Source organism: Planktothrix rubescens CCAP 1459/22, assembly GCA_904830895.1.
Taxonomy (GTDB): Bacteria; Cyanobacteriota; Cyanobacteriia; order Cyanobacteriales; family Microcoleaceae; genus Planktothrix; species Planktothrix agardhii.
This window is the reverse complement of the sequence record LR882958.1, coordinates 1,936,775-1,949,069: the sequence shown is the minus strand read 5'-3', so window position 1 is coordinate 1,949,069 and position 12,295 is coordinate 1,936,775. Positions and strand designations below refer to the sequence as shown.

The window sequence follows — 12,295 nt, the reverse complement described above, 5'->3', positions numbered from 1 at the left end:
TCCTAGAAAAAATTACTACCCATTACTTGAATCTTCTTTCCCCTATTCCCAATTATGGTGTTTTTTGTTATAGAATAGTTATAACTTAATTTTGCCTCAATCAATCTCTGAATTTTTTAAATGAACGCCATTTCTAGCACTCACCCTAAAAACCAACAGGAATTAGAAAAAATTGTCGGGGTAGGGAATGTCCAACCTTGGGACGAAATTGAATCCGTGCGACAACAACAAATCATTCAAGGTTTGGCATCAGGAACCCCAATTCAAGGGTTAATTTATCCTCAAACTCAACAACAATTAGCGGAGGTTATTGCCTATACTAACCAACAGCAATTAAAGGTTTTACCCTGTGGTTTTTGTAGTAAAATTGATTGGGGAGGACTGGTCAAAAATATTGATTTTGCCGTTAGTACCCAGGGCATGAATCAACTAATTGAGCACGCCGTTGGCGATTTAACTGTTACAGTTGAAGCCGGGATGAAATTCTCCCAATTACAAGCAATTTTAGCCCAGGAAAATCAAGTTTTAGGATTTGATCCGAGTTATCCTGAAACCGCAACAATTGGCGGAATTATTGCCACTGGAGATACAGGTTCTCTCCGACAGCGTTATCGTGGTATTCGTGATTTGATCTTAGGGATTTCCATTGTTCGTTATGATGGGAAAATCGCTAAAGCTGGGGGACGAGTTGTTAAAAATGTGGCGGGTTATGACTTAATGAAACTATTCACAGGTTCCTATGGAACTTTAGGAATTATTAGTCAAATTACCCTGCGAGTTTATCCCCAAGCTGAAGCGTCAGGGACGGTAATATTAACCGGAGAAGCTGAAGCTATTTCTCAAGTAAATCAAATTTTATTAGCTTCTGCCTTAACTCCTGTTGCTGTGGATTTAATCTCATCTGACCTATCAAAAATATTGGGATTTGGAGATAATATTGGTTTGATGGTGAGGTTCCAAAGTATTGCAGAAGGTGTTAAACAACAATCTCAACGCTTAATAGAATTAGGAGAAAAATTAGGGTTAAAAGCAATTTATATTGACTCCGATGAGGAGAATTTATGGCAACAATTAAAACAGCAAATCTGGCAATCTGAATCTAATACTGATATTGTTTGTAAAATCGGAATTGCCCCCACCTCTGCGGTCAAAACCTTAACCCAATGTCAAACCCTGGGAATAATTCATGCTGGAGTTGGTTTAGGGGTATTAAGGTTTGAAAGCGTTTCTCCAGAAACTCTGTTAAACTTAAGAAATTGGTGTGAATCTCAAGGAGGGTTTTTATCAATATTAAAAGCACCTGTAGACCTAAAACAACAGTTAGAAGTTTGGGGATATTCGGGAAATGCTTTGAATTTGATGCGTCAAATTAAACAACAATTTGATCCTCAAAATCAGTTTAGTCCCAACCGTTTTGTCGGTGGAATTTAATTAATAAATTATTTTAGGAGAATTTAGTTAAAATGCAAACATCTGATCAAACTATTGACCCGAAATCAATTCCCGCTAAACAAAGTAACTTTTTAGGGCAAAATCCCCATTTAAACCCGACTGAAATTCCAGGTTTTGACTCCACAAATCCCCCAAATCCTAATTTAATTAGTACCTGTGTACACTGCGGATTTTGTTTATCCACTTGTCCCAGTTATCGAGTTTTAGGAACAGAAATGGACTCCCCTAGGGGACGGATTTATTTAATGGATGCTATTTCTAAAAACGATGCTTCTTTGGGGGAAACAAGCGCCGAACATTTTGATACCTGTTTAGGATGTTTAGCTTGTGTTACTACTTGTCCTTCAGGTGTTAAATATGATCAATTAATTGCCGCTACTCGTCCTCAAATTGAAAGAAATGTTCCTAGAAGTTTATCCGACCGTTTAATTCGAGGATTAATTTTTAATTTATTCCCCTATCCTAAACGTTTACAAGCATTTTTAATTCCGCTTTTCATCTATCAAAAATTAGGGTTACAAAAAATAGTCAGACAAACAGGTTTATTACCAAAAATATCTCCCCGTTTAGCCGCAATGGAATCAATTTTACCTGCAATTCCTAAAGACGCTTTTCGAGAAGATTTCCCGGTAATTATTCCCACCCAAGGCGAAAAACGCTATCGAGTTGGAGTAATTTTAGGCTGTGTACAAAGGTTATTATTTAACCCGGTTAATGAAGCCACGGTGAGGGTTTTAACCGCCAATGGGTGTGAAGTTGTGATTCCGAGAAATCAAGGCTGTTGTGGAGCTTTACCCGAACATCAAGGACAAACGGAACAGTCCCATACCTTAATTAAACAAATGATTGATCGATTTTCTGGGACTCGTTTAGATGGTATTATTATTAATGCGGCGGGCTGTGGTCATACCTTAAAAGAATATGGACATATCTTAAAAGATGATCCCCAATATCGAGAAGCAGCGCAAGAATTTTCAGCAAAAGTTAAAGATATTCAGGAGTTTTTAGTCGAAATTGGGTTAACAACACCCCTATCTCCCTTAACAGAAACCGGAGAATTGACTATTGTTTATCAAGATGCTTGTCATTTATTACATGGACAAAAAATTAGTTCCCAACCCCGTCAACTGCTGCAACAAATTCCGGGGGTAAAATTACGCGAACCGATAGATGCTTCCTTATGTTGTGGAAGTGCGGGAATTTATAATTTATTGCAACCGGAAATTGCCGAAGAATTAGGACAGCAAAAAGTAGACAATTTAACAAATACGGGAGCAGAATTAATTGCTTCTTCTAATCCTGGTTGTTCTTTGCAAATTAAAAAACACTTACAATTGCAAGGAAAAGATATTAATTTAATGCACCCAATGGAATTACTAGATTATTCAATTCGAGGTGTTAAAATTAATATTTTATAAGTTTACTGACGATTAATGTCATAATCAAACAAAATAGGGTCAATGTTTTTGCTATGGTTGGTCAGCTTTTAGACGGACGCTATCAAGTCATAGACGTGATTGAGTCAACGGATTTCGGGAAAACCTATCTCGCTAGGGATACTCGCCGACCCGGTGAGTCCTTGTGTTTTGTTAAACATTTGCATCTGACTCCAGCAGATGCCAAACTCGTTAATGTAGCCCGTCAGCGCTTTCAACAGGAAGCCAAGGTTTTAGAAAAACTCTCCCAACATGATCAAATTCCCCAACTGTTAGCTTATTTTGAAGAAAATCGAGAATTTTATTTAGTTGAATCTTATGTTGCGGGTCACTCATTAATGGATGAGATCTTACCCGGTAAGCCCTTGACCGAAAATCAAGTCATTAATTTACTCACCGATGTATTAGGCATACTCCGATTTGTGCATCAACAGGGAGTGATTCATCGGGATATTAAACCGAGTAATTTAATCCGTCGTCAAACCGATGGAAAAATTATTTTACTGGATTTTGGGGCGGTTCAAGAAATTAATTTGAATTCTGATCAAGATTCCCCCAGTAGTCGGGTTGGAACCCTTGAATATATGCCCATTGAACAGTTTCAATGTCATCCCCATTTTAATAGCGATATTTATGCTTTGGGGATGGTTGCCATTCAATCTTTAACGGGTTTGCCTGCATCGGAATTGTCAAAATTGCGAAGAAATAATGGTTCAGATACAGGAGAAATATTTTGGCGACATTTAGCAATTGTTAGTGTTGAATTGGGTGATATTGTTGACAAGATGGTGCGGTCTGATTATCACCAACGTTATCAATCTGTCGATGACGTTTTATCTGTTCTGAAAACTCTGCGTTCCTCCTCAGCACCTAATCTTTCTAAACTAGAAATCTATCGGGAAGAAGTTCAACGGTGTGCCAACCATCATCGGGGTGAAATTTCTATTATTGGTCGGCAAATTTTAGAGGAATTACGCTTAAGTTTAGATCTGTTACCCGAAGATTCAGAAGCTATTGAAGATGAAATTTTAAACCCCTATCGTAAATATCATGAAAAGGGAGAACGTTATGAACAAGCCTTAATTGCCACAATCAAGCAAGAATATCCTTTTAGTCCCGAAACCCGGGAAGAACTCAAACGATTTCAACAACTTTTAGGGTTAAATGATCAAGATATTGCCATTATTGAAAAACAGGTTTTACCCCAATCTATTTTAACTCAATTTGCTCAATTTATCCAGAATTTTCGCCCAATTCCTAGCCTAGCTAAATCTCAAAATATAGAGTCTAAATTCTTAAAAAAAATTCGTCTTTCTCAACTGATTTGGTTAGGTTTAGGACTGGTAAGTTTATTGGGAATAATTCTGGCAATATCTGAATATCAAAAATGGAGAAATCTACAACAATTTCAAACCCAGAAAATTAATGCTATCCAGGGATTATTAGTCGCAGGGAAATATGAGCAATGTTTAAATGAAGCGGACAATATTCCTGAAACCGCCTTGAAAAATCAAGCTATTGAAAATCTAATTCAACAATGTCGAGATAAAGTGTTTTGGAAAACCGTAACGCCTAAAGAATTTGCTCAAAATGCTGATGCGATTTGGGCAGTTACCTTCAGTCCTGATGGTCAAACTATTGCCAGTGGGAGTCAAGATACAACTTTGAAATTGTGGGATATTAAAAGTAGAAATGAAACTAAAAGTTTAGTTGGAGATTTCTCCCCAATTTATGCTGTAGATTTTAACTCCGATGGTACAGAAATATCCTCTGGAAGTGGGTTATGGCGGATTTTAGAATGGAATCTGACTACTGGAAAAGTCTATCCCCCCCTAGAACATTTAGCAACTATTTGGTCAGTTGATGTTAGTCCTGATAATCAAGCAATTGCTAGTGCAAGTGCGGATAAAACCGTCAAAATTTGGGATCGACAAACGGGTGCTATTTTACAGAATTTAACCGATCATCAAGATCAGGTTTATGCGGTTGTTTTTAGTCCCGATGGTCAACTATTAGTTACAGCTTCTCTGGATAAAACCATTAAAATTTGGAAGGTAGAAACAGGAGAATTATTAAACACGCTTACCGGACATTTAGATGGGGTGCGATCGCTGGCAATTAGTTCTGATGGTAAAATTATTGTTAGTGGTAGCTTGGATGATACTGTTAAAGTTTGGAACCTAGAAACTGGTGCGTTAATTCAGACTTTAACCGGACATTCTAACGATGTGTTATCCGTCGCCATCAGTCCCAATAGCAATATTATTGCTAGTAGCAGCCGAGATAAAACCATTAAACTATGGAATTTAAAAACGGCAGAATTATTAAATACCTTAACCGGACATCAAGATGAGATTTATTCGATTAAATTTAGTCCCGATGGCAATAGTTTAGTCAGTGGAAGTAAGGACAAAACTATTAAATTGTGGTTACGTTAATATCAACTCCGTAGAGACGTGCCATGGCACGTCTCTACGAAAGAAGCTAAATTCCTAATGCTGCCATGGTTGCCGGGCCAGCAACACCATCAACGGAGAGTCCACAACTTGCTTGGAAGGATTTAACAGCCTGGGCTGTCAGTTTGCCATAGTAACCTGTGGAATTCGCATTAAAATAACCCAGGTTGGCTAAACGATTTTGTAGTTGTTTGACATGATGGCTACTGTCACCCCGCGACAGAGAGCCACCACCGCCACAATGACCACAGTTGTTATGATGACTAGCATTGCTATAGCCATAGCTCTTAGAACCTACTCCCAATGCCCGTGCCGTTGAACGGCCAACAATTCCATCGGGATTTAAGCCATAATCCTTTTGAAAGGCGATGACGGCGTGTTTTGTCACCGACCCAAAGTAACCCGTTGCTCTTCCGTTAAAATAGCCGTAATTCTGCAAGGCATATTGAACACTTTTCACACCCTGACCGCTATCGCCACGGGAGATGGCAGCACTGGCAGGTTGGCTTACACTCATCACAGACAAGCCAATAGCCGTTGCTACAATGGGCAACCAGCAAGCGGTTGATATTTTACTCCAATTCACAGATCGCAGTAGTACCAAATCCCCTGTGAAATGGGTTTGGCGAGGGGACTCATAAGCAGAAACTAGATGATTGTAAGCAAGAGTATCCATAAAATCCTTGATTAACGCATTAACAGTACGATAGCCAGCAGTTGATCCGATTAAAGTTCAACTACCGACTCTTAATTTATAACTTTGTGAGCCATTAACGTCCAGAGTAATTTTACTTTTTCCGTACATTTTATTAAAACTTAACAAAATAACTGACAATCTTATAATTCGCAAACCTACTATCATACTATAAATAAAAAAATACGAATTGAACTTAGATAGAAATAATGGTTAATTTTTATATCGGGATTGATTTTGGCACATCCGGCACTCGTTCAATTACAATTAATTCTCAAGGAACAGTGGTGGCCCAAACTCAATTTCCTTTCCCCCCATTTACGGATACCTGGGAATTGGTTAGCCTTTGGAAAACGGCTCTGTTTGACGTGATTCAACAAATTCCGTTACACTTTCGCCGTCAAATAGATGCGATCGCTATCAATGGAACCTCCGCCACCGTGCTACTTTGTGATCCTAATGGCATTCCACTACAATCCCCAATTCTATATAATGATAGTCGGGCTGTTACCGTCTTAGAACTGTTAAAAAAAATCGCTCCTCCCGATCATATCGTCAACAGTGCCACTTCTAGTTTAGCTAAACTTATTTGGTGGTTAACTGCTGAAACTACCAACACTAAACCACAAAAATCCTCGGTCTGTTATTTTCTGCATCAAGCCGATTGGTTAGCATTTTTATTACATGGAAAATTAGGGATTAGTGATTATCATAATAGCTTAAAATTAGGCTACGATGTCGAAAATTTGACCTATCCCAATTGGTTAATTAACGGTTTACAATCCCTGACCAATTTAGAATTATTGAAACTGCCCGATGTGGTTGCTCCTGGAACTTCGATTGCTTCCATTACCTCCGAAATAGCAGAACAGTTACAATTACCTAAAGCCTGTGTTATCTGTGCAGGAACTACCGATAGTATAGCCGCATTTTTAGCCAGTGGCGCAAAAATTCCAGGGGAAGCAGTAACCTCTTTAGGTTCAACTTTAGTCTTAAAACTCCTCAGTAATATTCCTGTAAATAATATTAAATACGGCATTTATAGCCATCGCTTAGGAGATTTGTGGTTAACTGGAGGTGCTTCTAATACCGGGGGTGCGGTCTTACGTCAATTTTTTAGTGATCTTGAACTGGAAAATTTCAGCCGTCAAATTAACCCCAATTATAATAGTAACTTAAATTATTATCCCTTAATTAAAAAAGGCGATCGCTTCCCTATTAACGACCCCGAATTACTTCCCCGTTTGCAACCCCGTCCCGATAATTCTGTTGAATTTCTACAGGGTTTATTAGAAGGAATTGCCAAAATTGAAGCCCAAGGTTATCAACTTTTACAACAACTTGGAGCCACTCCCCTAACTCAAGTTTATACCGCCGGAGGAGGGGCAAAAAATCCCGTTTGGACAGCCATTCGTCAGCGCTATTTAAACGTTAATATGGTTAATTCTATTCATACAGAAGCGGCTTATGGAAGTGCGTTACTTGCTATTAATAGAGGAATAGGGGTGTAGAATTACGAGGAATTACGAATTACGAATTACGAATTACGAATTTTGATATTGCTTTGCTACCCTCGCAATGACATAATTACTATAGCAATCCTAAATAGGTTGTAACATTTTAATACTGACATGAAACAGCCAGAAGTATTACCCCAGATCCGGCGTTCCCTCCCCCCCAAGCCCCCCGTGCACGGGGGGTTTGGGGGGCTGTTCCCTGTTCTCGTTCGACCGTTCGACTGGCTCACGGCTCACGACGCAGCCTGTTCCCTGTTCCCTTTTGCCCAGGACTTTTGAACACAACTCAAATAGGATTGCTATAGGTAGTTTTAATCCCGAATAAATTAGTAAAAAAATATGGCAAATTCAGAACATTTAGATTTATTAGAATGGGGATCTCAACGTTGGCAAATTTGGCGTTCAAATAATCCTAATATTCAGCCGGACTTGTGCGAAGCCAACTTAATGGGGGCTGATTTAAACGGAATTAATTTACAAAATACTGATTTAAGTAAAGCCAATTTAATTGCCACGGATTTAAGCTCGGCAAATCTAAAACAAGCCGATTTAAGTTTAGCTCAATTGCACCGAGCAAACCTCAGTAAAGCTGTATTATTTCAAGCTAATTTAAGTCAAGCCAATCTTAGCACAGCCATATTAAATAGAGCAGAATTGATTGAAACTTATCTATATCGGACGGAATTAAATAATGCCAAACTAATTAAAGTACATCTGAATGGAGCTTATTTATATCAGGCTAATTTGAGCGAAACTGATTTGAGCGAAGCTGATTTGAGATTTGCTAATTTAAACAAAGCTAATCTTTATCAAGCAAATTTAACCAAAGCTAATTTAAGAGGGACAACCTTAATTAAAGCTAATCTACAAAATGCCAATTTATCCTACGCAAATTTGAGAGGGACAAACCTAAGTAAAGCCAATTTAACCGGAGCCAATTTAACCGGAGTTGACCTAAAATTCGCTAATTTAAACGGGGCTATTTTTTCCTAAATATAGCAATGGGCAGATTAGTGTTGATAACTTCTTTGTGTCTTTGTGTCTTTGTGGTTAAATTAGGCTTAACCTTTGTCAACATAGCCACAATAACATCCTATTGGTGAATCAACACTTTAATCGCAAACTCCGGTAACGCCAACATCCGACGCCAACGCCAGGGTTCTTGATATAATCTATATAACCATTCTAAATGATATTTACAGAAAAATTCCGGTGCCCGTTGTTTAATTCCTGACCAAATATCAAAACTTCCTCCCACACCTATCCAAATCGAATTTGGGCAAAGATGACGATTTTCTTTAATCCAAAATTCCTGACGAGGAACACCCAAACCCACTAATATTAATCTTGGTTGTAAGTCTTTTAGGGTAATTTTTAAATCTTCTTCTTCAGAAGCAGACAGATAACCATGATAACTAGAAATTCCCAGACCTGGCAGTTTTTGTTGAATATTATCGGCCGCCTGTTGAGCAATTCCTGGTTTTCCCCCATAGAAAAAGACTAATTCAGAATTATCTAATTTACCAATATTTTCTATCAAGGTTTCTGCTAATTCAATACCCGGACAACGTTGAATTTTTTTACCTTTATATTGTAAATAAAGCACCACCCCCGCACCATCAGGAATTACTAACTCTGCTGAATGAATAATTTCTGCTAATTTAGGATCTTTTTCTCCTTGAATTGCCATTTCTGCATTCAAAGTAATAACATGAGTTCCTAACCCTTGTTGCCAACGTTCTAATAACCAATTAGTATAATTATTAGTTAAATGTACAGGTAAACCCAACACCGGAAAACCGTTAAGAGCAGAATCAAAGGGCAAAATAGTTGGACTCATAAATAAATTTTGGCGACCTCACATACATTATTATAATAGTAGCCGATTGTGTGACCAAAATTTTACATTTTAGGAATCCATATTTTCATCAATAAGATACTTGAGCATAATCCGTTGTTGACTAAACTTTTGAGATTATGGGTAATTTTAACCATTGGCAGAGATTCACTATTGTTGTAGGATAAAACAATTCTCACGATCATTGATTATCATAACTTAAAACTAAGCATTAAACATGAAAAATCAAGAACAAAAACTGCATCCGGGCTGGTGGATTTCAATTTTATATTTTGCTCAAGGATTTCCCTATACCGTTGTTAATATCATGTCGGTGGTTTTTTTAAAAGGTTTAGGGGCGAGTAACGAATTAATTGGGTTAACCAGTTTTTTATCTCTCCCTTGGGTAATGAAAGGATTATGGGGGCCAATTGTTGATATTTATTCAACCAAACGGCGATGGATTTTAAGAATGGAAATCTTATGTACAATCCTATTCTTGATTTTAGCATTAGGCGCACTATTTCCGCAAGCTATTCCGATTTCTATTGCAATTTTTGCCCTGATTGCTTTTATTAGTGCTACCCATGATATAGCAATTGATGGCTTTTATTTGACGGTGTTAAATTTAGACCAACAGGCGTTTTATGTCGGGGTTAGAAATACCGCTTATCGGATGGCAGTTTTAGCCGGAGGCGGAGGTTTAGTATTTTTAGCTGGAGATATTGCTGAAAAATATAGTAATGGGAAAAGTCCGACGGGGGAAATTTTATATAACCCGGTTCAGTTTAATTTTTTGGGGTCTAATTTTTCAATTCCTGCATTACAATGGGGATGGTCAATTGCTTTTTCTCTCGCTAGTTTAATCTTTTTATTCATCTACGGATTTCAGAAAATATATTTACCCAAACCTCAAAAAGCAACTTTTTCAGAAACAGAAAATCTCTCCAATTCTGCTAATTTTATTAACTCATTCAAAACCTATTTTACTCAATATAAAATTGGTTGGACTCTCGCTTTTGTTTTATTATTCCGTTTAGGAGATGCTTTAACCTTCAAAATGGCAACTCCATTTTTAATGGATACGGCTGCAAAAGGCGGGTTAGGAATTACGACGGCCGAAATCGGGATTTTATCGGGGACAGTTGGGGTAATTTCCCTATTATTTGGAGGGTTATTAGGGGGATTTTTAATCGCTAAACAAGGGTTAAAAACCTGGATATGGCCGATGGCAATTTTACAAAATTTTACTAATATCTTTTATTGGTTATTAGCTAAAACTCAACCGGAAATTATTTGGGCCTATGTGGTTAATTCCCTGGAACAATTTACCTATGGTTTAGGAGTAGCCGCCTATACTGTATTTTTAATGCAAACTGTCCGTCCTGAATATAAAGCCTCCCATTATGCAATTACAACGGCATTTATGGCGGCGGGGGTATTAATTCCGGGGGTATTTAGTGGATATATTCAAGCGAATTTAGGCTATCAAAACTACTTTTTATTGAGTGCAATGGCGGTAATTCCAGGGTTATTAACTATCTTCTTTATTCCCATTAAAGATCAAGATCATATTACTTATGTTCCCAGACCTGGACTTGATGATGAAGATATCAAATAAAACACCAAATTAAAAACCGTTGTTGGGCTAAAGCCCTGAATATTTGGAGGGCTAAAGCCCAACAACGAAATTTTTAGAGGACGGCGATGCACTCAATTTCTACTAATACATCTTTGGGAAGACGGGAAACTTCAACGGTCGCCCTAGCGGGTGCGGTTTCGGGTTTAAAATATTTGGAATAGACTTCATTAACTTGGGTAAAATCGTTCATATCTTTTAAGAATATTGTGGTTTTAACTACGTTTTCCCAGGTGGCGCCGGCTTCGGTTAATACGGCTTCTAAATTTGACATCACTCTTTCGGTTTGTTTGGTGATGTCATCGGGATAAAGAATGTCGTTAACGCGGGGGTCAATGGCAATTTGTCCTGATAAAAAGATCATGTTATTGACCATTACCGCTTGATTATAAGGGCCAACGGGTTTGGGGGCGTTTTCGGTTTTAATGATTTTTCGAGTCATGGTTTTTTCTGTGTCTGTTAATGTGTCTATTGGGTCTGGTAAATCAGGAGTGCTATCTTCAGGTTGATAGCATTCTCCATTAGGCATAATTGTATCTGTTAAGTTAACATTTTGAAGATTGACTCCATAAATATTAGCATCTGTTAAATCAGCTTGAGTTAAGTTTGCACCCTCTAAATTTGCATTAATTAAATTAGCTCCTCGCAAATCAGCCTTTTTTAGATTAGCATTTTTAAGTATAGCTTTGTTTAAATTAGCATTTTCAAGATTGGCACATTCCAAATTGGCATTTATAAAGTTTACTGACGATAAATTTACATCACTTAAGTTGGCAAAATTTAAGTTAGATGATATAAAATTACATCCTTCAAATTGTCCTCTTCTTAAATCAGTTCGACTTAAATTTGCACTTGTAAAATTTGCTCTATTCAGACTACAATTTGTTAAATTAGCTCCCGTCAAATTTGCACTTGTAAAATCTGCTCTATTCAGAATAGAACCTGTTAAATCAGCTGCTGTCAAATTCGCATTAGAGATATACGCTTGCTCAAGATAAACTGATGTTAATCTGGTATAACTGAGATTAGCCATATATAATCTAGCACGGCTTAATTTATCACCTCCTAAATTAGCACCAGAGAAATTAATACCACCTAAATCTGTTCCTTCAAGGTTTACATTATATAATTGTACATTCTGAAAGTTAGATTCACCTTTAGAACGTTTCTCTAAAAATTCTTTGATGTCCATAATTCACCTCTTAATTATCCTTGTATTAGTTTATCATTAATATCAACTCCTAAATATCCTCGTTCCAAGGCT

The 12,295-nt window shown here is 37.5% G+C and carries 9 protein-coding genes; 6 read left to right on the top strand and 3 right to left on the bottom strand.

What is annotated here, in order from left to right:
- Positions 1 to 120 precede the first annotated feature (120 nt).
- The 3 genes from NMG86_RS09120 to NMG86_RS09110 are packed head-to-tail and all read left to right on the top strand — an operon-like array spanning position 121 to position 5,326.
- A complete protein-coding gene (locus NMG86_RS09120; protein WP_026797492.1) occupies positions 121 to 1,431 on the top strand; it encodes an FAD-binding oxidoreductase in 1,311 nt (436 codons plus the stop codon).
- A 32-nt stretch (positions 1,432 to 1,463) separates the two neighbouring features.
- Positions 1,464 to 2,870 (top strand): (Fe-S)-binding protein, encoded by a 1,407-nt coding sequence (locus NMG86_RS09115; protein ID WP_026797491.1) that lies wholly within the window; start codon positions 1,464 to 1,466, stop codon positions 2,868 to 2,870.
- A gap of 53 nt (positions 2,871 to 2,923) precedes the next feature.
- Complete coding sequence (locus NMG86_RS09110) at positions 2,924 to 5,326, top strand: serine/threonine-protein kinase (protein ID WP_026797490.1); 2,403 nt, start codon at positions 2,924 to 2,926, stop codon at positions 5,324 to 5,326.
- A 46-nt stretch (positions 5,327 to 5,372) separates the two neighbouring features.
- On the opposite strand, the gene NMG86_RS09105 is transcribed toward NMG86_RS09110, so the two are convergent.
- Positions 5,373 to 6,020 carry a peptidoglycan-binding domain-containing protein gene (locus NMG86_RS09105; protein WP_026797489.1) on the bottom strand — a complete coding sequence of 216 codons (648 nt, stop codon included), beginning with the start codon at positions 6,018 to 6,020 and terminating at the stop codon, positions 5,373 to 5,375.
- A gap of 227 nt (positions 6,021 to 6,247) precedes the next feature.
- Here NMG86_RS09105 and NMG86_RS09100 point away from each other — a divergent pair, with 227 nt between their 5' ends.
- Both NMG86_RS09100 and NMG86_RS09095 read left to right on the top strand, forming a co-directional pair.
- Complete coding sequence (locus tag NMG86_RS09100) at positions 6,248 to 7,549, top strand: FGGY-family carbohydrate kinase (protein WP_036831490.1); 1,302 nt, start codon at positions 6,248 to 6,250, stop codon at positions 7,547 to 7,549.
- 345 nt (positions 7,550 to 7,894) lie between these two features.
- Positions 7,895 to 8,548 (top strand): pentapeptide repeat-containing protein, encoded by a 654-nt coding sequence (locus NMG86_RS09095; protein ID WP_026787245.1) that lies wholly within the window; start codon positions 7,895 to 7,897, stop codon positions 8,546 to 8,548.
- Between the two features lie 100 nt (positions 8,549 to 8,648).
- Here the strand turns inward: NMG86_RS09095 and NMG86_RS09090 are convergent, their stop codons facing one another.
- Positions 8,649 to 9,395, bottom strand: a complete 747-nt coding sequence (locus NMG86_RS09090; RefSeq protein ID WP_043937141.1) for a WecB/TagA/CpsF family glycosyltransferase — start codon at positions 9,393 to 9,395, stop codon at positions 8,649 to 8,651.
- A 235-nt stretch (positions 9,396 to 9,630) separates the two neighbouring features.
- Between NMG86_RS09090 and NMG86_RS09085 the strand changes: the two genes are divergently transcribed.
- Positions 9,631 to 11,013, top strand: a complete 1,383-nt coding sequence (locus NMG86_RS09085) for an MFS transporter (RefSeq protein WP_026797488.1) — start codon at positions 9,631 to 9,633, stop codon at positions 11,011 to 11,013.
- A gap of 73 nt (positions 11,014 to 11,086) precedes the next feature.
- Here NMG86_RS09085 and NMG86_RS09080 read toward each other — a convergent pair whose 3' ends face one another.
- The gene (locus NMG86_RS09080) at positions 11,087 to 12,223 is read right to left on the bottom strand and encodes a Rid family detoxifying hydrolase (RefSeq protein WP_026797487.1); all 1,137 of its coding nucleotides are present in this window, start codon (positions 12,221 to 12,223) and stop codon (positions 11,087 to 11,089) included.
- Positions 12,224 to 12,295 lie beyond the last annotated feature (72 nt).